At 59.7% G+C, this 22,310-nt stretch carries 23 protein-coding genes and 1 pseudogene; 16 read left to right on the top strand and 8 right to left on the bottom strand.

What is annotated here, in order from left to right; genetic code table 11:
- The 8 genes from HMPREF1546_RS15335 to HMPREF1546_RS15300 form a co-directional block, all read left to right on the top strand.
- Window positions 1-905 (top strand): Glu/Leu/Phe/Val dehydrogenase dimerization domain-containing protein (locus HMPREF1546_RS15335; protein ID WP_021752093.1); only part of this gene is annotated, 905 nt, incomplete at its 5' end.
- A 37-nt stretch (window positions 906-942) separates the two neighbouring features.
- The gene (locus HMPREF1546_RS19025) at window positions 943-1,485 is read left to right on the top strand and encodes a 2-oxoacid:acceptor oxidoreductase family protein (RefSeq protein ID WP_021751330.1); all 543 of its coding nucleotides are present in this window, start codon (window positions 943-945) and stop codon (window positions 1,483-1,485) included.
- Window positions 1,486-1,779, top strand: coding sequence for a 4Fe-4S binding protein (locus HMPREF1546_RS19020; RefSeq protein WP_021751329.1), 294 nt, complete (start codon window positions 1,486-1,488; stop codon window positions 1,777-1,779).
- Window positions 1,776-2,966, top strand: a complete 1,191-nt coding sequence (porA, locus tag HMPREF1546_RS15320) for a 2-ketoisovalerate ferredoxin oxidoreductase subunit alpha (RefSeq protein ID WP_021751328.1) — start codon at window positions 1,776-1,778, stop codon at window positions 2,964-2,966. The genes HMPREF1546_RS19020 and porA overlap by 4 nt, the downstream gene beginning before the upstream one ends.
- The gene (locus tag HMPREF1546_RS15315) at window positions 2,950-3,840 is read left to right on the top strand and encodes a thiamine pyrophosphate-dependent enzyme (RefSeq protein WP_021751327.1); all 891 of its coding nucleotides are present in this window, start codon (window positions 2,950-2,952) and stop codon (window positions 3,838-3,840) included. The genes porA and HMPREF1546_RS15315 overlap by 17 nt, the downstream gene beginning before the upstream one ends.
- A gap of 231 nt (window positions 3,841-4,071) precedes the next feature.
- The gene (locus HMPREF1546_RS15310) at window positions 4,072-5,250 is read left to right on the top strand and encodes a pyridoxal phosphate-dependent aminotransferase (protein WP_036631310.1); all 1,179 of its coding nucleotides are present in this window, start codon (window positions 4,072-4,074) and stop codon (window positions 5,248-5,250) included.
- A 310-nt stretch (window positions 5,251-5,560) separates the two neighbouring features.
- Window positions 5,561-6,172, top strand: coding sequence for a LysR family transcriptional regulator substrate-binding protein (locus HMPREF1546_RS15305; RefSeq protein WP_036637066.1), 612 nt, complete (start codon window positions 5,561-5,563; stop codon window positions 6,170-6,172).
- 434 nt (window positions 6,173-6,606) lie between these two features.
- The gene (locus HMPREF1546_RS15300; RefSeq protein ID WP_036631341.1) at window positions 6,607-7,392 is read left to right on the top strand and encodes a LarC family nickel insertion protein; all 786 of its coding nucleotides are present in this window, start codon (window positions 6,607-6,609) and stop codon (window positions 7,390-7,392) included.
- Window positions 7,393-7,607: 215 nt separating this feature from the next.
- Here the strand turns inward: HMPREF1546_RS15300 and HMPREF1546_RS15295 are convergent, their stop codons facing one another.
- Window positions 7,608-8,123: a hypothetical protein gene (locus tag HMPREF1546_RS15295; RefSeq protein ID WP_021751321.1), complete on the bottom strand. Its 516-nt coding sequence runs from the start codon at window positions 8,121-8,123 to the stop codon at window positions 7,608-7,610.
- Window positions 8,124-8,816: 693 nt separating this feature from the next.
- Between HMPREF1546_RS15295 and larE the strand changes: the two genes are divergently transcribed.
- The 8 genes from larE to HMPREF1546_RS15255 are packed head-to-tail and all read left to right on the top strand — an operon-like array spanning window position 8,817 to window position 16,744.
- Entirely contained in the window at window positions 8,817-9,572 is a 756-nt protein-coding gene (gene larE / locus HMPREF1546_RS15290; protein WP_021751319.1) for an ATP-dependent sacrificial sulfur transferase LarE, read from the top strand.
- Between the two features lie 14 nt (window positions 9,573-9,586).
- The gene (gene larB, locus HMPREF1546_RS15285) at window positions 9,587-10,348 is read left to right on the top strand and encodes a nickel pincer cofactor biosynthesis protein LarB (protein ID WP_021751318.1); all 762 of its coding nucleotides are present in this window, start codon (window positions 9,587-9,589) and stop codon (window positions 10,346-10,348) included.
- A gap of 2 nt (window positions 10,349-10,350) precedes the next feature.
- The gene (larC, locus tag HMPREF1546_RS15280; RefSeq protein WP_021751317.1) at window positions 10,351-11,664 is read left to right on the top strand and encodes a nickel pincer cofactor biosynthesis protein LarC; all 1,314 of its coding nucleotides are present in this window, start codon (window positions 10,351-10,353) and stop codon (window positions 11,662-11,664) included.
- A gap of 8 nt (window positions 11,665-11,672) precedes the next feature.
- On the top strand, window positions 11,673-13,310 hold the full coding sequence (locus tag HMPREF1546_RS15275) for an ABC transporter substrate-binding protein (protein WP_036631338.1): 1,638 nt from the start codon (window positions 11,673-11,675) through the stop codon (window positions 13,308-13,310).
- Window positions 13,311-13,331: 21 nt separating this feature from the next.
- A complete protein-coding gene (locus HMPREF1546_RS15270) occupies window positions 13,332-14,324 on the top strand; it encodes an ABC transporter permease (RefSeq protein WP_021751315.1) in 993 nt (330 codons plus the stop codon).
- Window positions 14,321-15,142 carry an ABC transporter permease gene (locus tag HMPREF1546_RS15265; protein WP_021751314.1) on the top strand — a complete coding sequence of 274 codons (822 nt, stop codon included), beginning with the start codon at window positions 14,321-14,323 and terminating at the stop codon, window positions 15,140-15,142. The genes HMPREF1546_RS15270 and HMPREF1546_RS15265 overlap by 4 nt, the downstream gene beginning before the upstream one ends.
- A gap of 46 nt (window positions 15,143-15,188) precedes the next feature.
- A complete protein-coding gene (locus HMPREF1546_RS15260) occupies window positions 15,189-16,127 on the top strand; it encodes an ABC transporter ATP-binding protein (RefSeq protein WP_021751313.1) in 939 nt (312 codons plus the stop codon).
- Complete coding sequence (locus HMPREF1546_RS15255; protein WP_021751312.1) at window positions 16,124-16,744, top strand: ABC transporter ATP-binding protein; 621 nt, start codon at window positions 16,124-16,126, stop codon at window positions 16,742-16,744. Before HMPREF1546_RS15260 ends, HMPREF1546_RS15255 begins: the two co-directional genes overlap by 4 nt.
- Before the next feature lie 265 nt (window positions 16,745-17,009).
- Here HMPREF1546_RS15255 and HMPREF1546_RS19975 read toward each other — a convergent pair whose 3' ends face one another.
- The 7 genes and pseudogenes from HMPREF1546_RS19975 to mobP3 all read right to left on the bottom strand — a co-directional run bounded on the left by HMPREF1546_RS19975 (window position 17,010) and on the right by mobP3 (window position 22,297).
- Window positions 17,010-17,150 (bottom strand): hypothetical protein, encoded by a 141-nt coding sequence (locus HMPREF1546_RS19975; protein ID WP_337601395.1) that lies wholly within the window; start codon window positions 17,148-17,150, stop codon window positions 17,010-17,012.
- A 124-nt stretch (window positions 17,151-17,274) separates the two neighbouring features.
- Window positions 17,275-18,974: pseudogene (locus HMPREF1546_RS15250) on the bottom strand (type IV secretory system conjugative DNA transfer family protein).
- Between the two features lie 63 nt (window positions 18,975-19,037).
- Window positions 19,038-19,964 (bottom strand): DUF3991 domain-containing protein, encoded by a 927-nt coding sequence (locus HMPREF1546_RS15245; protein WP_021751309.1) that lies wholly within the window; start codon window positions 19,962-19,964, stop codon window positions 19,038-19,040.
- Window positions 19,965-20,048: 84 nt separating this feature from the next.
- Window positions 20,049-20,126: a hypothetical protein gene (locus HMPREF1546_RS19015; protein ID WP_301546212.1), complete on the bottom strand. Its 78-nt coding sequence runs from the start codon at window positions 20,124-20,126 to the stop codon at window positions 20,049-20,051.
- A 10-nt stretch (window positions 20,127-20,136) separates the two neighbouring features.
- Window positions 20,137-20,343, bottom strand: coding sequence for a hypothetical protein (locus HMPREF1546_RS19010; RefSeq protein ID WP_021751308.1), 207 nt, complete (start codon window positions 20,341-20,343; stop codon window positions 20,137-20,139).
- A 120-nt stretch (window positions 20,344-20,463) separates the two neighbouring features.
- Window positions 20,464-21,447, bottom strand: a complete 984-nt coding sequence (locus tag HMPREF1546_RS19720) for a tetratricopeptide repeat protein (RefSeq protein WP_147629947.1) — start codon at window positions 21,445-21,447, stop codon at window positions 20,464-20,466.
- Entirely contained in the window at window positions 21,344-22,297 is a 954-nt protein-coding gene (gene mobP3 / locus HMPREF1546_RS15230; RefSeq protein WP_021751306.1) for a MobP3 family relaxase, read from the bottom strand. The genes HMPREF1546_RS19720 and mobP3 overlap by 104 nt, the downstream gene beginning before the upstream one ends.
- Between the last annotated feature and the right edge of the window lie 13 nt (window positions 22,298-22,310).

Here is a 22,310-nt window from a genome sequence, read left to right as displayed (position 1 = left end):
ACATGCAGGCGCTGTACCGGTACATCGGGCCGGACGTGGACGTGCCTGCCGGGGACATGGGCGTGGGTGGCCGGGAGATCGGGTATCTCTTCGGTGAGTACCGCCGCCTGAAGGGGGGCTGGGAGAATGGTGTGCTGACGGGCAAGGGCTTCTCTTACGGCGGCAGCCTGATCCGGCCGGAGGCCACGGGCTACGGCGCGGTGTATTACCTCCAGAATGTGCTGGAGCACGAGGGAGAGCAGATCGCGGGCAAGACCATCGCTTGTGCGGGCTTCGGCAACGTGACCTGGGGCATCTGCAAGAAGGCCACGCAGCTGGGGGCCAAGGTGGTGACATTGTCCGGCCCGGACGGATATATCTATGATCCGGACGGCATAGCCACGGAGGAGAAGATCGCGTATCTGGTGGAGATGCGCTCCAGCGGCCGCAACCGGGTGCAGGACTACGCGGAGAAGTTCGGCGTGGAGTTCTTCCCCGGTGAGAAGCCTTGGGGTGTGAAAGTGGATATCTGCATGCCCTCTGCCATGCAGAATGATGTTCATTTGGATTCCGCCAAAAAGATCGCCCAGGCGGGCGTAAAGTATTACGTTGAAGTGGCAAATATGCCTACTACCAACGATGCGTTGAAGTATCTGATGGACTGCGGACTGATTGTGGCACCGAGCAAGGCGGTGAACGCGGGCGGCGTGGCCACCAGCGCACTGGAGATGGCCCAGAACAGTGAGCGCTTAGTGTGGACCGCTGAGGAGGTGGACGCGCAGCTGCACCGGATCATGAACACTATCTACCAGATGAGCGTGGAGGCTGCGGAGGAGTACGGCCTGGGCTACAATCTGGTGGCGGGCGCCAACATCGCCGGCTTCAAGCGGGTGGCCGAGGCCATGATGGAGCAGGGCGTGTTCTAATAAATTGTGTAGATGTGAGGAAAAAGGAGGTACTTGTATGACAGAAATTCGCTGGCATGGACGCGGCGGATTGGGCGCGTTTACAGCCGCAAGACTGCTAGGAAACGCCGCGTCGATCTATGAAGGCAAATACGCTCTGGCGTTCCCGTCCTTTGGACCGGAGCGCCGTGGAGCCCCGGTTTTCGCATTTACAAGAATTGATACGAGCCCCATTACAGACCGAAGCGAGGTGGTGGAGTGCGATTGCGCCATCGTGTTGGATGATACGCTGTTTGGCGATCCGGTGAAAAACGGCCTGAAGCCCGGGGCAACGGTTATTGTCAACACCACGAAGGACGCCGGTGCGTTTGCAGTGGAGGGTTGCAAAGTTGTGACAGTAGATGCCACGGGTCTGGCCCTCGAGATCCTCGGCCGCCCTATCACCAATGTTCCTCTGTTGGGAGCACTGATTGCGGCCACGGATATGGTGAGCCTAGCCAGCGCCGAAGCGGCAATTGACGATCAGTTGGCTCCGAAGCTCCGAGAAAAGAACAAAAAGTTGCTGAACAAGGCGTTTCAGGTTGTGAAGGAGGGAATGTAAATGCAGCGGCCGAATGTCGAGTTGGGCTATACGGTCAAGACAATCCCCCAGGGCCCCACATTTCCAGCGGGACAGCTCCACGAAATCAGCGCCGGTATGCGGACATTCCGTCCTGTGATCGACGCATCCAAGTGCATCCATTGCCTGCGGTGCTTTTTGGTGTGCCCGGATGGCGCCATTGACAAGTCTGGAGAGATGTTAGAGATCGACTACAATTACTGCAAGGGATGCGGTGTCTGTAAGCGGGCTTGCAAACCCGGAGCGATCTCTATGGAAAAGGAGGCGGAAGCATGAACGAGAAGCTGTTTGTTTCCGGTGATGAGGCAGTGGCGCTTGCCGTGCGGCAGGCAAAGCCCCATATGGTGGCGGCGTATCCCATCACGCCCCAGACGATCGTGGTGGAACGGCTTTCCGACTTTGTAGAGGATGGCTCCCTGGAATGTGAATATCTCTATGTGGAGTCCGAGCACAGCGCTATGTCCGCCTGCTTGGGCGCCAGCGCCATTGGTGCCAGAACGTTTACGGCCACCTCCAGCCAGGGCCTGCTGTATATGGTGGAGTGCCTGCCCTATGCCAGCGGTTCCCGGTTCCCCATTGTCATGATGAACGCCAACCGCTCCATTGCGGCTCCCTGGAGCATTTACAACGACCAGAGAGATTCCCTCTCACAGTTGGAAAGCGGCTGGATTCAGCTGTATGTGGAAAATGCGCAGGAAGCCTATGACATGGTATTTCAGGCCTACAAGCTCGCGGAGAGCCCGGATGTGATGCTGCCGGTGATGATCAACCTGGACGGCTTTGTCCTGACCCATACATACGAGCTGATCCACATGGCGGACCAGAAGAAGGTGGACGCATTCATCCCCTATCAAAAGTTCGCAAACCGTATGGACCTGGATCATCCCATGTCCACCAGCATTACGGCGGGGCCGCTGTATAACATGGAGTTCCGCTATCAGCAGCATGAGGCCCTCCGCAGAGCTGGCGAGAAGCTGGCCGAGGTGGATCGGGAATACGGCGCGCTCTTTGGTCGCTCCTATGGCGGCATGGTGGAGACCTATCAATGCGAGGACGCAGAGGCGATACTCGTGACCCTGGGAAGCGTGGCCGGGACCGCCCGCTGCGTGGTGGATGCCTACCGCCAAAGCGGCAAGAAGGTGGGTCTTGTCAAAATTCGCTGTATGTGCCCATTCCCGGCCCGGGAGATCGCGGACGCGGTGCGGGGCGCCAAGGCCATTGGTGTGCTGGAGAAGAACATCAACTTCGGCTATGAGGGCACGGTGTTCTCGGAGGTCAATTCCGCCCTCAAACAGAACGGGACCACCGCACCCGCCTGCAGCTATGTGGGCGGTCTGGGCGGCAGAAGTATTTCCAAGGCTGATATCGACGGGATATTTGATGAGTTGCTGTCCGGCACAATCTCTGGCAAACAGGTGACATTTGTGAATTTGAGGAGGGATCTCTGTGGCTCTGAATGCTAAAACCATCACAAACAAGGAGTTTTTCTACGGACATAAGGCCTGCGGTGGCTGCGGCGGTGCCTTAGCGATCCGTCTTGCCTTGAAGGTTCTGGGCAAACGCGCGATCGCGGTCATCCCGCCCAACTGTATGTCCACCGTGGCCTTTATCTATCCGCATATGCCGCTTTTTGTGAATGGAATGGTTTCTCCCTTCGCATCGACCGCCTCCACGATGTCCGGTATTCTGGCAGGGGCGAAGGCACAAGGACTGCAGGATTATCACGTGGTGGGCTTCGCTGGCGATGGCGGTACGGTTGACATCGGCATGGCCGCGCTGTCCGGCATGATTGACCGGAATGACAAGGCGATCTTTATCTGCTATGATAATGAGGCCTATATGAATACCGGTGTCCAGAAGAGCGGTATGACGCCCTACGGCATGAAGACGACCAACACCCCCGCCGGCAGCCGGATCCACGGTGCGCAGACCTCCAAAAAGCGGATGTTTGAAATCGTGGCGGCCCATGGCATCCCCTATGCAGCCACCGCCAGTGTGGGCTATCCGGAGGACTATCTGGCCAAGGTGGAGAAGGCCATGAATACAGACGGCGCATCCTATATCCATGTGATGGCACCCTGTCCGACTGGCTGGGGGACTGCCTCCGATCTGACGGTAGAGCTGGGAAAAGAGGCGGTGGACTGCGGCCTCTGGTATCTAGCGGAATATGAAGACGGTGAATTCAAGCTGAACCGTGATCCAAAGGAGTTCACATCTGTGGAAGAGTACCTGAAAAAGCAAGGACGCTTCTCTGCTATGGATGATGCAGACATTGCGCAGGTGGTGGAAGAGAGGAATTCTGCCTGGGCCCGTATGCGACGGGATTGGAAAAAATAGCTTCCATCCGTAGAGATGGCTGGGCACGCTTTGGCGCTTTTCCTTCTGCCAAAGCGTGCCGCCTTCTATAACATGCCACGCTACTGCGGGGCAGACAACAATAAGAAAGTCCAATGGTAGTCCTTTACTGTGGCATAGTAAGCCTGTAGGAATTTGTTTGCTGAAACCATCATGTAAACACGATAGGGATTGAGTAGATACATTTAAATAGTTGTACGAGGAGGAAGAATGATGAGCCATGACCTGCCTGTTTCTGAACTAATCCAAAACTATCCTGCGTCCGGAATCCGGAAGATGTTCAATATTGCCGCCCAATATGATGACCTAGTGAATTTGACCCTGGGTGAACCCAATTTTGACACGCCAGACTACATCAAAGCGGCTGCGAAGAAGGCCATCGACGAGGGACAGACCCATTATACCGTCAATGTGGGCATTCCTGCGTTGCGGGAGGCCATCGCGGAACGCTATCAGAAGACCCATTGGGAAGGATACTCGAAGGACAATGTCATCGTGACGGTAGGTGCCTTGGAAGGCCTGACGTTGGCCTTGTTTTCCCTGGTAAATCCTGGTGACGAAGTGATCGTGCCAGACCCATGTTTCCCCAATTATTTTGGGCAGATCATGCTAACCGGCGCAAAGGCGGTCCCTGTTCCGGTCTATGAGAAAAATGACTACCGCCTGCAGGCTATGGACGTGGAGAAGGCAATCACGCCTAAGACGAAGGGGATCATTCTCAACTCTCCCAGCAATCCCCTGGGCTCTGTTATGACCCGGGAGGATATTGAGGGGATTGCAAAGCTGGCCCTTCGGCACGGGCTTTACGTATTCTCCGACGAACCTTATGACCAGATTGTTTTTGATGGAGAAATTCCGTTCAGCATTGCCTCCGTGCCAGAGATCCGGGAGCGGGTGGTGGTCCTGAACAGCTTTTCCAAATCTTATGCCATGACTGGCTGGCGAGTGGGCTACCTGCTGGCCGATACGCGCCTAGTGCCCCAGATGGCAAAGCTTCAGGAGGGCATCGTTTCCTGCGTGTCCACATTCTCTCAGGTGGCGGCTGCGGAGGCACTGAAGAGCAGGGAGTGCGTGGAATGGATGCGGGGTGAATACGCCCGCCGCAGAGATATCCTGATCGACGGGATCAATTCCATTCCCGGCTTTAGCTGCAAGAAATCCCCTGGTAGCTTTTACGCCTTTGTCAATATCAAGGCATTCGGAAAGACCTCTGACGAGTTTGCGGAGGAACTGATCCGCAATGCTGGCGTTGTGACGGTGCCGGGTTCCGCCTTTGGAAAGATGGGTGAGGGCTATCTACGGATGGTGTTTGCCAATTCTGACGAAAACCTGAAAGAGGCTGTCCGGCGCATCCGAGCATATGTGGAGAAGGCATACCCCGATATACAGTAACGGCGGCAGAGGTTTTTCTGAGGCGGGGGAGAGATATGGACATCAAAAAGTATGAGGTGCTGTTGAGTGTCATTGACCGGGGAAGTTTTATCAGAGCCTGCGATGATTTGAAGTATACGCAATCCGGTATAACCAACATGATGAACAGTCTGAAGAGGAGGTTGGCTTTCCCATTCTCCTGCGGACCAACAAAGGGGTTCAGATCACGCCGGATGGAAGGCGAATCCTGCCGACCATCCGGGAGCTACTGAAGCTGAACGAGCGGCTGGAGCAGGAATACAGCCTGATTCGCGGGATCGAAAGAGGAAAGGTGCGGATTGGTAGTTTCCCAACCTTGGCATATGCTTGGATGCCGTATATAATCCGGAATTTTCAGGAGAAATACCCGCATATTCAGATCGAATTGGTGGAGGAGAACAGCATTTTCCGCTTGGAGGACTGGCTCTCTACCGGATTTGTGGACGTGGTTTTCTTCAGCAGGCAGCCGAAGCACACCTATGCACGGGTGGATTTGAAAACAGATCCTTATCTGGCGGTCCTTCCATCTGACTATCCGCAAGCAGCGGAGTCTGCGCTGTCCGTTCAGCAGTTGCTGAAGAATCCCTTCTGCATGTGCCGCTCCCTGGACGGTGAGGACCAGGATATATCTAGATATTTGAAGGAATACGACACCAAGGGTCGATATCCCATGACATCCAATTCGGATTCTACCATTCTCTGTATGGTAGAAGAACTCGGGGTCAGTATCCTGCCGAAACTTTTTTTGGATCATGTGCTGCAAAACCGCGCTTATCGTGTCAAGACCTGTCTACTGGAAAAGCCGGTTTGCCGCCGTCTTGGTTTGGCTGCTCGTTCCTTTCGGGAACTCTCTCCTGCCGCTTCCCGACTGGTACAGGTTGCGATGGACTTCTTTCGAGAATAGCAAAGCAATCTCTTTGGAAAACAGAGCCTGGTACAAGTGCCCTGAGGCGAAAGCTTCAGGGCACTGTACTAAACACAAGTATGCCTGTTTCAAATAATCACTATTTTGTATTGGCTTTTTACCTGTAGAGCTGGGTTTGTTATAATAATAAAAAAGAGGGCAGAAGAAGGATAGATTTTTAGCTAATATTTTGGCGAGATTGTGGGGGCGGAATATGAAGAAGAAACCTGCGTATGCGGAGCGGGAAGGCACATTTCTTAACTCTTTGATTACATTTTTGTTGTGTATAGCGGTAATCATGGCGGGAATCGTGGGCTTTGGCCTGGGATGCGCACATCGCACTGGTAGGTGCTATGATCATCCTGATGCTTTATGGTGGGACATGAGGAGTTCAGCTGACTGGCAGAAAATCGACTTGGATGAGAGGGGAAACCGTGAGAACTTTGTATTTTGACTGTAGCATGGGCGCCGCCGGGGATATGCTGATGGGAGCCCTATATGAGTTGCTCGAGGACCAGAAGTTTTATTTGGAGATTATGAATCGACTGTTCCCAGGGGTGACAGTGGTAGCCCGGCCGGGAGACACCTTCCAGGTACATGGGACTTATATGGATGTATGGATCGATGGAGAAGAGGAAGGGGAGATCGAGCAAAGTGGAAGCCGTCAGCGATTTTCCGCTCGAGAGAAGGAAGCCGCCTCTGTGAAAGGGATTGGAGACCTTTTGGCACATCTGCCGTTTCCGGTATCTGTCATCCAGAATATCCGGGAAGTTTATCACAAAATCCTTGAGGCAGAGTCACGGGTGCACGGTATAGCCGTCAGCCAAATCCACTTCAGCAGATTGGGAGATCTGGACGCCTTGGTGGATATTACTGGCGTGTGCGTGGCGCTGGAGATGCTAAAGCCCGATTCTATCTGTGCTTCACCTGTTTGCACAGGCACCGGCGAGATCCATTGCGCGCGCGGTGTACTTCCTGTACCGGCTCCGGCCACAGCTATGTTACTGCAGCGGATTCCGTATTATACCGGAGAAATCCGGGAGGAATTGTGTACTCCGACCGGGGCCGCTCTCCTAGACCATTTCGTTCAGAAGTTCGGCCCACCGCCGGACATGGAAAATACCCGCAACGGATATGGGCTGGGAAAGAAGAAACTTCCACGGGCTAGCTTTGTTCACGCCGTCTGGGGTGAAGCGCTGGATGATGCAAATTTGAAATGAGGCGGCTTCCGATGCTGCGGCAACAAGAACCGTAAAATGCGCTACATTCTGCTTTGATGGTCGGCTTACAGAACCAATCACCTGGGCCAGACAGTGGGAGATAAGACGATATCGATCGATCTCATATAACACAAATACCAGGGGCTGACAATTGGTCCACTTGGTGACTTCTGGTATTTGCAGACGCAGACTTGAATACGACCACGCGGGCATTCTTAAATAAAAGCCGAGTCGTGGTAATCGTCAAATCCCCCGACAAATAGACGGGTATGAGAAAGATGGAAGAACACATCGCCTAGACTGCGGAGAAAGAAACAGAAGACGAGAAATAGTTGTGGGTCAGAATGCTGTGGTTGATGCAGTGTAACAACGTTAGTAGCGTGCACCACCTCAGTGCCCAGTTTCTTTCGCCTCCCGCAGGGTCCGCAGGTGTACCGGAGCCAGCAGCAGACTGTCAACATGGCGTATATCCGGATGTGTGCCATGGCCCCACACATGGTCGCCGCCACTCCCAGAATGGGGCTCCCGGAGATGCACCAGGAGAGCAGGAAGAGCAAAACTGTGGCCAGCAGGTAGAAGAGGAAGTTGGGCACGATGCCTACCTGCTTAGAAAAGGCCTCCGGAACCAGGGAGGACGCCGTGTAGATCACATAGTAGTAGAAGGACGAATGGATGTCCGCTTTCTGATTGTGGTAGGGGATGGAGTATTCAAAGGCCCGTTTTTCATCCACCGTCAGTGCATACTGGAAAAACTTCCCCGGTTACCAGGAATTCAAGAATCCCTCCCCGGCAGATCAAATAGCTCATAGGTGGACATCTCGTCCTCGTGGAACTCAGTCGTTTGCTGTCCGAAATGCACCATTATGCACCAGCGTGATCAGAGCTGGCCTCAAAACTGCAGACAGTAGGGTCTGGCGGGGGGGCTGGAGTTGCCTCTTGAACATCTTCATTGTGACGAACCGTCCTCGATTTTTCACAGACACCGGACAGAAGTGCCAGCAGTCCTCTCAATATGTAAAAAATTGCAAGAGTTTACCGCCCGGAAGTCAATCTTTCCCAAGACCTGAGGGCTTTTTTCGGAGTCTGCGGGGCACTTTTTGCGGCCAACGGCGAGGAAGACCCAGCAGAGCGCCTGGAAAATTCTTAAAAAATGTCTGTTGCCTCTTGACTTAGAGTATACTCCGGATGGTATAATATATTCAATAGTGGAGAGACGCCACCGGCAGGAAGCCGGGATGACCTGACAGAAGTCAGGGACGGCTCCGCAGTCGTTTGAAGAACGATGGACTCAGTGCCGCCTGTCGATGGCGATGCGGCGAAGCATCCAGATTGAAGTGTAACGGTGTCAGAAGGCGCCTGTTTTCCCGGCAAAGCGGGGAAAACAGACGCTTTTTTCTGTGGAGCGATGGAAAGGAGCTACCCTTATGACCCTGGAAGAATTTTTTCACACGGTACCCAAGGCGGCAGCCGCCTTCTCCGGCGGGACGGATTCGGCTCTTCTTCTGTGGGCTGCCAAGCGGTATGGCTGCGATGTGCGGGCCTACTATGTAAAGACTCCCTTCCAGCCCCGATTTGAGTACGAGAATGCCTGCCGCTTGGCCCGGGAGCTGGACGTCCTCATGAGCGTGGTGGAGCTGGATGTCCTGACGGTGCCGGAGGCGGCGGCCAACGGCCCCCAGCGGTGCTACCACTGCAAGCGGGCCCTGTTCAACCGCCTGTGGGAGACCGTCCGGCGGGACGGCTACCCAGTGCTGCTGGACGGCACCAACGCCTCCGACGACGCGGGGGACCGCCCCGGGATGCGGGCCCTGCAGGAGCTGGAGGTCCGCTCGCCCCTGCGGGAGTGCGGCCTTACCAAAGAAGAGGTCCGCCGCCTGTCGAGGGAGGCGGGGCTGTTCACCTGGGACAAGCCGGCCTACGCCTGTCTGGCCACCCGCATCCCCACCGGAACGCCCATCCAGGCCCGGGACCTAGAGCGGGTGGAGCGGGCGGAGGCCGCGCTGGCGGCATTGGGCTTCCGGGATTTCCGGGTGCGGCTCTTCCACGGGGCGGCCCGCGTCCAAGCAACGGCGGCCCAGCTGCCCCTGGCCCTGGAGCGGCGGGAGGACCTGACGGTCGCCCTCCGGTCGGACTTTTCAGACATTCTGCTGGACCTGGCCCCCAGAGCCCCGTCCGCCTGAGAGGAGGCACTTCCATGGATAACAAACACGATATTTTGCAGCTGCTCCGCAGCGTGGCGGAGGGCGCAACCGCTCCGGAGAATGCCCTGCTGAAGCTCAAAGAGGCGCCTTTTGAGGACCTGGGCTACGCCAAGGTGGACTTCCACCGCTCCGTCCGCCAGGGGGCAGCGGAAGTGATCTACGGCGCTGGCAAGACAACGGAGCAGATCGCCGGCATCGCCCGAACCATGGGGGAGCGGGGCTGCCGGAACATCTTGGTGACCCGCATCGGCCCGGAAGTGGCGGAGGCCGTCGCCCAGTCCGTCCCTCTGGAGTACCACGCCAGCGCCCGGCTGGGCCTAGCCTTCCCCGGGGAGCAGAAGCGGCGGGGCAACATCGTGGTGGCCACCGGCGGCACCAGCGACATCCCGGTGGCGGAGGAGGCAGCCCTCACCGCCGAGGCTATGGGGAATCATGTCACCCGTCTGTACGATGTGGGGGTGGCCGGACTCCACCGGCTGCTGAGCAATCTGGACACCCTGATGGCCGCCCGGTGCGTTGTCACTGTGGCGGGGATGGAAGGAGCGCTGGCCTCCGTAGTGGGCGGCCTGGTAGACTGCCCGGTTATCGCGGTACCCACCAGTGTGGGCTACGGAGCCAGTTTCGGCGGTTTCTCTGCCCTGCTGAGCATGCTGAACTCCTGCGCCTCAGGGTGCAGTGTGGTGAATATCGACAACGGCTTCGGCGCGGGGTATCTGGCCAGTCGGATCAATCAGATGGAAGGGCTGAAGGAGTGAAAATGAAAACACTTTTTATTGAGTGCAACATGGGCGCAGCCGGGGATATGCTGATGGCCGCCCTGTATGAGCTTCTGGAGGACAGGCAGGCGTTTTTGGACGCCATGAACGCCCTGGGCCTGCCCGGCGTCCGGGTTGAGGCCCAGGCTGCCGCTACCTGCGGCATCGCTGGCACCCACATGACGGTGGCGGTCCACGGCCAGGAGGAGACGGGGGGTTCCGTTCCCGCGGAGGCACCCCACCCCCACGTCCACAGCCACGGGGAGGCCCACGGCCACGACCACGATTACCATCACCATCACGACCATGACCACGATCACCCCCATGACCATGGTGAGGGCCACCATCATTACCATGCCACACCGGGGCACATCGGGGAGCTTCTGGACGGCCTTCCCCTGCCGGAGGAGGTGCGCCGTCGGGCCCGACGGGTGTACGACGCCATCGCCCGGGCGGAGGCCAAGGCCCACGGCTGTCCGGTGGGAGACGTCCACTTCCACGAGGTGGGGGCCCTGGACGCAGTGGCTGATGTGGCAGGGGTGTGCTACGCCCTGTACCTGCTGGCACCGGAGCGGATCGTGGTGTCCCCCATCCACGTGGGCAGCGGCACCGTCCGGTGCGCCCACGGGGTGATGCCCGTTCCGGCCCCGGCCACCGCCAACCTGCTCTCCGGCGTACCCATCTGCGGCGGGACAATTCAGGGGGAGCTGTGCACGCCCACCGGTGCGGCCCTGCTGACCAGCTTCGCCGACGCATACGGTCCCATGCCGGTCATGGTCACCAAGGCCGTGGGCGTGGGCATCGGCACCAAGCAGTTCCAGCAGGCCAACTGCGTCCGGGCCTTCCTGGGGGAGACGGTGGAGGAGGCCAACGGGGAGATCCTGGAGCTGGTGTGCAATGTCGATGACATGACGCCGGAGGCACTGTCCTTCGCCGCCTCCCGCCTACTGGAGGCGGGAGCCCTGGACGTGTACACCCTCCCCGGCACCATGAAGAAGGGCCGCCCCGGCCACGTGTTGACGGTGCTGTGCGTCCCGGAGCAGGAGGGGGAGCTGGCCCGGAGGATCTTGGCGGAGACCACCACCAACGGCCTGCGGGTCCGGCGGTGCGGAAAATACTTCCTGACGCCCGGCGCGGGGATGGTCCAGACCCGGTGGGGACCGGTGAAGCTGAAGCTGGCCCGGGGCTACGGCATCACCCACGTAAAGCCGGAGTTCGAGGATGCGGCGGAGCTGGCACGTGAGCACGATGTTCCCTACCAAGCTGTCCTCCAGGAGGCCCTGGGACAGCTGCGGCAGGAAGATTTCCGTAAGTGAGGTGTTCCGTGAAAGGAAAATACCTTGTCAGTATCTTTCTGGCTGCCGTTCTGGCGGCCGGCACCCTGACCGGCTGCGGGGGACCGTCCGCCGCCGGCGCTTCCGCGGCAGAAGGGCCCGCCCAGAGGACGGACACCGTGGTCATCGCCATGGACCCCAATTCCGAGCCCGCCGCGGGCTTTGACCCGGCCTTCGGCTGGGGGGCGGGGGAGCACGTCCACGAGCCCCTGATCCAGTCCACCCTGACGGTCACCAACACGGACCTCACCATCGGCTATGACCTGGCGACGGATTACGTAGTCAGCGGCGACGGCCTCACCTGGACGGTACACATCCGGGAGGACGCGGGATTCACCGACGGGGAGCCCCTGACGGCGGCGGACGTGGCCTTCACCTACAACACGGTCAAGTCCAGCAGCTCCGTCAACGACTTCACCATGCTGGATTTTGCCGAAGCGGCGGACGACACCACTGTGGTCTTTCACATGACCCGCCCCTTTTCCATCTGGCCCTATACCATGGCCATCGTGGGCATCGTGCCGGAGCACGCCTATGACCCGACCACCTACGGGGCAAATCCCATCGGCTCCGGCCGGTATGAGCTGGTCCAGTGGGACCGGGGCCAGCAGGTGATCCTGGAGGCCAACCCGGACTACTACGGGGAGGCCCCGGAGATCCAACGGGTGGTGATCCTCTTCATGGAGGAGGACGCCGCCTTTCTGGCGGCCCAGGCGGGGCAGGTGGACGTGGCCTACACCTCCGCCACCTACTCCGACCAGACGATCGATGGCTATACCCTGGCCGCCTATGACAGCGTGGACAACCGGGGCTTCAACCTGCCCGCCGTCCCCGCCGAGACGGACAGCCGGGGCCGGGCTGTGGGCAACGACTTCACCGCAGATGTGCGGGTCCGCCGGGCCATCAACATCGGCATCGACCGGCAGGAGATGATCGACCACGTGCTGAACGGCCACGGTTCCCCAGCCTACAGCGTCTGCGACAATCTGCCCTGGTACAATCCGGCCTCGGAGGTGTCCTACGACCCGGAGGGGGCCGCCGCCCTGCTGGACGAGGCGGGCTGGCTCCTGGACGATGACGGCTATCGCTACAAGGACGGCATCCGGGCGGAGCTGGACCTACTCTACTCCACCGGGGACTCGGTGCGTCAGGCTCTGTGCGCCGACTTCGCCGGCCAGCTGGAGGAGCTGGGCATCGCCTGCACCCTGGAGGGGGTGGGCTGGGACACCGCCTATGACCGGGCCCTCTCCCAGCCCCTGATCTGGGGGTGGGGCGCCCACACCCCTATGGAGCTCTACAATCTCTATCACACCATCGGGGACACCAGCTCCGCCCAGTACTCCCCCTATGCCAACCCCGACGTGGACCGCTATATGGACCAGGCTCTGGCCAGCACCGATTTGGAGGCGTCCTACGAACTCTGGCAGCTGGCCCAGTGGGACGGCACCGCCGGCGTCACTCAGGAGGGGGACATCCCCTGGGTGTGGCTGGTGAACGTGGACCATCTGTACTGGGTGCGGGACGGGCTCCGGATCGCGGAGCAGAAGATCCACCCCCACGGCCACGGCTGGTCCATCGCCAACAACGTGGACCGGTGGAGCTGGGAGCTGCCGGCGGAAAATCCCTGACCCTCGGAAAGGAGCGACCCCATGAGACACCGCCTGGAATTCGCGGGGAAAAAGTGCATCCAGATGATGCTGCTCCTGCTGGGGGTGAGTCTCGCGGCCTTCCTGCTGATGGCCGCATCTCCCCTGGACCCGCTGCAGACCAACGTGGGTCAGGTGGCTCTGGGTTCCATGAGCCCGGAGCAGGTCGCCCAGCTGGAGGACTACTGGGGCACCAATACCCCCCTGCCGGAGCGGTATCTGGGCTGGCTGGCCGACGCGGTCCGGGGGGACTTCGGCACCTCGCTGCTGTACCGCCGGCCGGTGCTTGAAATCATCGCGGAGCGGCTGGGGAACTCCCTGGGGCTGCTGCTCTTCGCCTGGGGGCTGTCCGGCGTGCTGGGCCTGACACTGGGCGTGACGGCCGGAGCCCTGCGGGGCCGGTGGCCGGACCGGCTCATCCGGGGCTGGTGTCTGCTGATCTCCAGCACCCCCGCCTTCTGGCTGGCCCTGTTGCTGCTGATGGTGTTCTCCGTCTGGCTGGGGTGGTTCCCCATCGGCCTGTCGGTGCCCATCGGCGCGGCGGCGGACAGCGTCACAGTGTTGGAGCGGCTCCACCACGCCGTGCTTCCGGCCCTGACCCTCAGCATCACCGGGGTGTCCTCCATCGCCCTCCATACCCGGGAGAAGATGGTGGATGTGCTGGAGTCGGACTATGTGCTCTTCGCCCGGGCCCGGGGAGAGCGGCTTCATGCCATCGTTCTGCGCCACGGCCTGCGGAACGTGGCCCTGCCCGCCATCACTCTGCAGTTCGCCTCGGTCAGCGAGATCATCGGCGGCTCCGTGCTGGTGGAGCAGGTGTTCTCCTATCCGGGCCTGGGTCAGGCCGCAGTCAATGCTGGGCTGGGAAGTGATCTTCCTTTACTGCTGGGCATTACGGTCATCACCGCCGCCATCGTCTTTGCCGGGAATCTGGCCGCAGATCTGCTGTACGGCGTGGTGGACCCCAAGATCAGAAGGGGGGCGGCCCGGCGATGAGATCCTGGAACCGTAGGCAGCGGGCTCTTGGGCTGCTGCTGTTCACGGCAGTGCTCCTGCTGGCGGTCACGGTGTCGGGGGCGCTTTTGACAGATCGGGCCACGGCGGCGGACTTCTCCCGTACGAATCTGGCCCCCGGCCCGGACGGGCTGTTCGGCACCGACTGGCTGGGGCGGGACATGCTCTCCCGGACCCTGGCGGGGCTGTCCCTGTCCATCCGCATCGGGGCCCTCACTGCCTGCGTCAGCGCCGTCATCGCCCTGGCCCTGGGCGTGGCCGCCGCCCTGAGCCGTTGGGCGGACGCGGTCCTCTCCTGGCTGATCGACCTGTTTTTGGGTATTCCCCACATCCTGCTGGTGATGCTGATTTCCCTGGCCTGCGGCCGGGGCTTCCTGGGGGTGGTGGCCGGCGTGTCCCTCAGCCACTGGTCCTCCCTGGCCCGGCTGGTCCGGGAGGAGGTCCTCCAGCTCCGTCAGGCCCCCTATCTGCTGGCGGCGGAGAAGCTGGGCGTGCCCCGGGGACAGCTGGTCCGGCGCCATCTGCTGCCCCATCTGCTGCCCCAGTTCCTCACGGGGCTGATCCTTCAGTTCCCCCATGCCATCCTCCACGAGGCCAGCGTCACCTTCCTGGGCTTCGGCCTGTCCTCGGAGCAGCCCGCCATCGGGGTGATCCTGTCGGAGAGTATGCAGTACCTCACCACCGGCCGGTGGTGGCTGGCCCTGTTTCCCGGCGCGGCCCTGGTGGGGGTGGTGTTGCTGTTCGCCGGTCTGGGGGAGCAGGCGCGGCGATTGCTGGATCCCTCCAGCTTGCATCAGTAAGGGCGGGCCGGTGTGTCCGCCCGAATCTCAGGAAAGGAGGCCGTCCATGGAGCCTCTGTTACAGGCGGAGCACCTCTCCATCTCCTTTACCCAATATGACCGGGGCACCCGGCGGCTGAGCCTGCCGGTGATCCGGGATCTGACTTTTGCCATCCGTCCGGGCCAGGTGACGGCGGTGGTGGGCTCCAGCGGCTCCGGAAAGAGCCTGCTGGCCCACGGCATCCTGGGCATCCTCCCATACAACGCCAGCTTGGAGGGGACAATCGCCTATGGGGGCGAGCCCCTCACCCGGCGGCGGGTGGAGGCCTTCCGGGGCCGGGAGATCACGCTGGTGCCCCAGGGGGTCACCTACCTGGATCCCTTGATGGAAATCGGCCCTCAGATCCGCCGGGGCCGGCGGGATGATAGGGCCCGGGCGGAGAGCCGCGCCGTCCTGGCCCGGTACGGCCTGGGGGCGGAGGCAGAGGGGATGTATCCCTTTGAGCTCTCCGGCGGCATGGCCCGACGGGCGCTGATTGCCGCCGCCGTGGCGGAGCGGCCGAAGCTGATCATCGCCGATGAGCCCACCCCCGGCCTGGACGCCCGGGCCGCTGGGCGCATCCTGGGCCACTTCCGGGAACTGGCGGAGGAGGGGGCCGGGGTGCTCCTCATCACCCATGACCTGGAACTGGCCCTCACCATCGCTCACCGGGTGCTGGTGCTCTACGCCGGAGAGACCATCGAGGAAGCGGATGCCGCCGACTTCGCCGCCGGGACCCTGCGCCACCCCTACACCCGGGCCCTGTGGAACGCCCTGCCTCAGAACGGCTTTGTCCCCATCCCCGGCACCCAGCCCTATCCGGGGGAGATCCCGGCGGGCTGTCAGTTCGCCCCCCGGTGCGCCCGCTGTCAGGAGGTCTGCCGGTCCGGCGGACCGGTGCCGGATACCGCCCTCCGGGGCGGCCGGGTCCGGTGCTATTTTCCGGAGGGAGGGGAGCGTCCATGAGCCTGGAGGCAAAAAATCTCACCTTCCGCTATCCCCGCCGGGGGAAACGGCCGGTACTGGAGGACGTCAGCCTTACCCTGGAGCCCGGGGAGCGGCTGGGGCTGTCCGCCCCCAGCGGCCGGGGCAAGACCACCCTCTGCCGGCTCCTTGCGGGATACCAGCGGCCCACGGACGGTCAGATCCTGCTGGACGGGGAGCCCCTGTCCCGGTACGGGAGAGCCTGCCCGGTGCAGATGATCTGGCAGCACCCAGAGACAGCCCTGGACCCCCTCCTGCCGCTGGAGGTCTCGCTGCATGAGGCCGGCCCGGTGGAGGAGCGCCTGCTGAAGGCCCTCCACATCCAGCCCCAGTGGCTCCGCCGGTATCCCCGGGAGCTCTCCGGTGGGGAGCTCCAGCGGTTCTGCATCGCCCGGGCCCTGGGGCCCCGGACCCGCTATCTGCTGTGCGACGAGATCACTGCCATGCTGGACCTGATCACCCAAGCCCAGATCTGGCAGTTCCTTATGGAGGAGGCTCAGCGGAGGGAGCTGGGGCTCCTGGTGGTCAGCCACAACAGCACCCTGCTAGAGCGGATTTGTAGCCGGATTGTGACCCTGCCGCCGTTGAGAGCTCCCTAAGAGGAAGAAGACCGGAGCAGTTTTGGGTGTCCTTTTATATCCTTTATGTAGCTATTCTCCAGAATGGTATCATATTACCATAAATGGGAGATGGAGTTGGCCTACAATCGGTACCGGAGAGAAATTAGAAGAGTAATGTATTCTGTTCTCTGAAGATAACGATCCTTCTCTTGGGATTATCTTGGTGGTCCACAATGACCCGCCCCCGGGGCTAGGTGATTGAAACAGTCTCCCCTTGGCGGGGAGACTGCTTTTTCGTCTGCTCTCATTTTCGCAATCGGTACAGGTTGGAAGTCTGGCCACCGTTCTCTCGGTAACGGGGCTGCTTCTCCACCTTGCCCAGCCGGACTAGATCGCTGAGAGCCCGTTTGACTGTGGAGCGGGAGAGGGCCAGGTCCGCCGCAATGGTGCCAATGGCGTACTAGCTCTCGCCATCTCCATTGGCACGGTCATGGAGGTACAGACATACCGTTTTAGCCCGAGTGGACAGGTCACGGTCTCCATAAACATCATTAAAAAAGCTCATCCATTCACACCTCCTGGGCCGTGTTATAGTCGCTCTGGCCCCTGTACTGATTTGTGGGCGGAGTAGTCCCACGCTTTTTCCTTATGATAGCCTGCGTCAGCTGCCGTTTCCCGGCATAGGCCACCTTTCTGGCCACCCGCTCCGGCATCTGGTAGGGTTCGCCAAAGATAATACCCCTTTCCAGAAACAGCCGCAGCCGGGTCCGCATGGGATGGGTTCCGGTCTTCATCACCACAAACTCTCCCTTTGGAATGGATTTCAACTATCCGGCGTCATGAGCGCCCGCTCCATCATCTACAGGGACTGGCTAGGATCGTTTTTCCCCCGGGAGATGGAGCCGGAGAGGACGGTGTGGCTGCCCAGGGCCTTGGACAGCACCTCCACTGTCTGGCTCTGGGGCGCGAAGCCGCCGAAAATCGTGTCCTGGCAGTTGTCCGTCAGGATCTCCGCACCCTCCTTGCCATAGATCTTCTCCAACTGCGCAATGCTCTGAATGATGGGAACCAGGGTCAGCCGCCGAGAACGGCCAGCGGAGAATAGCGGCAGGATGTCAAAGGGCGGCATGGTGCCCAGCTCGTCGCAGAAGAACACCACACGGTTCTTCAGCTTCCCCTCGTTTTTGTCCGCCAGGAAGAACAGCTCTCTCGCCAGGTTCTGGATGATGAGGCCCGCCATGAAGTTCTTGGTGGCGTCCTCCTCCGGGAGGATCAGGAATATGGCGCATTTTTGGGAGGCGAAGGTCTCCGCGTCAATGGCGCTGTCGAAGCAGAGTACCTGCTCCAGCTCTGTGTCCAGAAAGGAATTCGGTCTGGAAAGCACCGTGGACATGACAGAGGCCATGGCCTGATCGGAGGCGGTCAGGGCGGCGCCGGCCAGCATATAGGCCCTGTGATTCTCCGGCAGCCGGTCCATCAGGATCTGGAAGCCGTTCCGCTGGTCCTTGCTCCTGGGGTCTACGGCCAGGAGAGCCTGCACCAGCTTGAACACCGACACGATATGTCGTGTCTCCGGCTCTCCTTCTGCTGGCGGGAGATACTCTGACAGCAATAGGATCACCGCAGCCAGAAGGCCCTCCGCGGACTCGTAGAAGTAGGCATTTTCTCCCCTCTGGGAGCTATCTCCGCCTGGGTTGACGATGCTCTTGGCCAGGATTTTCGTGTACTTCTCGGCTCGAGCCTTGTAGGTCAGGCTGTCCGGATGTTCTCGGGCCAGATCCATGTAGCGGTTGATAAGAGTCAGCAGGTTGTTCCCATCGGACCGAGTGGGATTCCGCAGATCGATCACGGAGACTTGGTAACCGTAGTATTTGCTGGCCACCGCGCCGTAGTTCCGGGCCAGGTCTCCCTTGGTATCCAGAGCCAGATAGCTCATGCCGCTGGCACAGGCATATTCCAAATTCAGATACAGAAAGAAGGCGGTTTTGCCAATACCGCTTGCGCCGATCATCAGACAGTGGATATCGTCGCAATCCACCAGTGCTGTAACATGATTTTTCCGGCCAAGACTGCCCAGCACTAAGCCCTGCTGTTCCGGTAGGTGTTCTCCCTTCCGCCAGAGTTCTGGTTGGAAGGGCACATGGCGATACGTTTTTTGAATCTCCCGCTTTGTCGCCCAGCGGGCGGTGCCGTACTGCCCGTCACCCACAGTTTTACTCTTGATATTGTCCAGCGTATAGTGCTGGGAGAGAAATGCCAGCCCGCCCATCACGATCAAAGCCACCGCAGCAAAGCCGATCAGTGACCAGATATTCTGATTCACGTGAGATTTTCACCTCATTTCCATCTCCATTCTCTGACGCCTTGGGGCTTCCCGCAGGGCGCAGAGGTCCTCATTCCAATCCTTTTGCTCCGGGACCAGTCGACGAGTGGGAAAGCCGAACTCCGAGGAGATCTGTTTCGCCATCCGTTCGCAGCCCTGATCTCCCGCATTGTCGTGGTCCAGACAGAGAGACACCATCTGCGGAGCTTCCATCCGCGTCAGAATCCACCGTACCGGTTCATAGCTGGTACCGCAGCAGGCCACATAGCTGTGCTGCTGCCAGTTCTCCGGATGCAGGGTGATATAGGAGAGAAGGTCGATAGGGGCCTCAAATACATACAGGTCCCCATCATCTCCCAGATGGTGAAAGCTGTATCGCGCGTCACTGCCCGCCACGTTGAGTTTGAAGGACTTGCCCTGACTGTTGGTGCTGCGCTTCTGCGCGTGACGGGAAACGCCGTGTTCGTCTGTTCCGACGAACACGGCGTTGTGATATTTCGCATCCTCATAGAGTGTTCCCGCCCGCGCGAAGTGGGTGATGATATCCCGGTCGATGTGCCGCTGCTTCATAAGGTAGGCATACACCCGGCGCATATTGTGGTGGGGGAGTGGCAGCGCAAAGAGCTTCTGTGGTTCCGCGTTTCTTTCCGACGCAAACCGAAAAGCATGTCCCTGTTCTCCGTCCAGCAGCTTTGCGACTGCCTCCTGAAAGGAGCATCCGTCGTGCGTCCGCACGAAGTCGATGGCGTGACCGCCCTGCTGCGTATCATGGTCGAACCACTCGCTGCCTCGTATGGTCACACTGTGATTTGTGGCCAGACGCTTATCCCGGCCCGAGGGGAGTAGTTTCTCGCCCCGGCGGAGCAGGTAATCCTCCAGATCCACCGCATTGGCCCGACGCTTCTGTTCGTCGGTGAAGGGGATGTAGGGTTCCATGATTCTGTTCACTTCCAAGTAAAAAGCACCCGCCCTCCCAAAAGGAGAGCAGGTGCCCTTTACACAACTATATTTTACGACTGCTTATTCAGCGGTCGTGGGGCGGAGCAAATTTGTGATCGTACTTTTTCCGGAGCCATTGGGGCCAGCAAATGCGACCACCTCTGGTTTCTTAAGACAGCCGTTCACTGTAACGTCCCTTTCTGGCCTCGCCGACCTCCTCGCGGGTGCCGTCACTATGCAGCAAGTATACCTTGCCGGTTTTGGGATCGAATTTTGCAATCGGTTGTTTCAAAATTTTCTTTTTCCGCAGTTCCGCCGCAACCGCTCGTCTAGCATTCTGCACAACGACGCCATCAGATGGGATCTTGCCTGCCATACTGCATTCACCTCCACATAATCCGCCCGTTCGGAATCACGGTCTTCTGCAATATCTTATGAAAGTAGTATACTCAATTTACTTGCCATTGTCCAGTCAGAACAGTGTGTGCTCAAGCACTCAGTGGAGTCCGATCTCCTCATCCTCATGGTCATCCGGCTTGTGCCCCAGAGCGAGTCTCCGCTCCCGGAGCTGATGGCGGCGCTTGCGGTCGATCTGTAGCCCCCGGTTCATAACGTCTGTCTTGCAGTTGTCCTCGAAGATCCGGCTCATGTGGTACAGCAGCCGTGTCACAGACTGGGCTGCGATAGACCATTTCTGGTCCGGGTGATCCAGAAGATGCTGGGCGTATGGGTTTCCCTGGGCCGCAGAACGGGACAGCCACTCCCGTCCCAGGGCCTCGTCTCTGGAGACCCCATCTCCGGAACGATACAGACTTCCCAGTGTGTACTGAGCATACTGGTTTCCGCACTCCGCGGAGGCAGTCAGATATCGGACTGCCAGCTCCAAATTCTTCTCCACCTGTTCGCCCTTCAGGTACAGCATACCCAGACGATACTGGGCAGTGCTGCTGCCCAGGTCAGCAGCCGCAGTCAGCCATCGGAGTGCGTTTTGGACATTCCCTCGTTTCAGATACCACGTTCCAAGCACATATTGCCCGCGAGGATCGCCATTTCGGGCGGACTGCTCCAGCCAGTACAGCGCCTCACTGCTTCTTCGTTGCTTCATCAGGAGGTCGCTCAGGTCACACATGGCCACCGGATCGCCGCTTTCCGCAGCGTGTTGGACGTGGCGTAGGTCAGCTTCCCGCTGCGGCTCTTCTGCAATCCCTTCTTCCTGTTGTACCAGTAGTAACGCCTCTCGGATCACCATGTTCCGCACAGGCTTGAACTCCTTCTGTTTGGAGAGCGGCAGCCGCTCTGGCAAGTGCTCCGAGTAGGTCCGGCAGATAGACTCCCGCATCTCATTCCAGAGATCATAGGTTTTTGTCACTCGCTCATCAGCAGCCAGCGCATCCACAATCCCATCCACCATCAGCTTCACCTCCGGCGGCAGGTAGCCGTAGACCTTTTTCCCTCGGACCGTCCGCAGGCGCCGCGCCAAGGCCTCTATCTGATCTTCCAGCTGCGGGTTCTCCAGGGGTCTCATCCCGCATCTGCCGGATCAGCTCCTGCATGGCCTCCGCGGCATTCTGCTGTAGCTGGTTGCGGTACGCTGTCTTCTGCTCATAGATATGCATCAGGTCCTGTTGGAAGATCCGCCGGGCGAAGGCGGACTTCACCTGCCGGATGCCGTCCGGAGTGAGGTAGCCCTCTTTGGGATCGGAGGAGAATACTACCATGTGGATATGGACGCTCTTCTCTTTTTCATGGAAGGCGGCGTACCACCGCAGGTGATCCGGATGGATCTTGTAGCCTTTGGCGATGTCGCAAAGGCTGGCGTTTACCAGGGCGCGCCAGTTTTCCGCGTTGTCGTAGCCCAGCCGCTCCGCGTCCTGCCGGCGGATCGCCACCACCGGCGTCCAGACGTTGCCGGGATGCTCCGCCACCTCCCGCACCGCCTCGGCCAGATTCTCCACCTTGCCGCCGCTGGTCCAGAGACCATGCTCTCCCCGCAATTCCACGCCGGGGCGGTAGGACACATAGTCCAGATAGTTCTCCCGCTGGCTCATGGGCACCGCAAAGTCCTCTCGAGCCTGTCGGATGAACTCCGACGCGGACTCCTGCGTCTGGTTTTTCAGATAGTCCTCATACTCCAATAGCTCCCTGGCGTCAGGGAAGGCCCGGAGCAACTGCTGGATATAGGCTTTCTGCTTTTTGGTGGCGGGTTGACTTCCCCCATCGGAGAGCACCTCCACACCGGGGCGAGTGGCAAAGTAGCGGATGCGATTTGCTCTCCGGGCGCTGTCTCCTCCGCCTTTGAGATATGGTGACATGAATCGAAGGTCACTCATACGTCATCGTCAA

Origin of the sequence: Oscillibacter sp. KLE 1745 (assembly GCF_000469445.2) — a bacterium.
In the GTDB taxonomy this organism is placed as follows: Bacteria; Bacillota; Clostridia; order Oscillospirales; family Oscillospiraceae; genus Oscillibacter; species Oscillibacter welbionis.
Note: the sequence above shows the minus strand (reverse complement) of the source record. Positions and strands in the feature narration are given on the sequence as shown.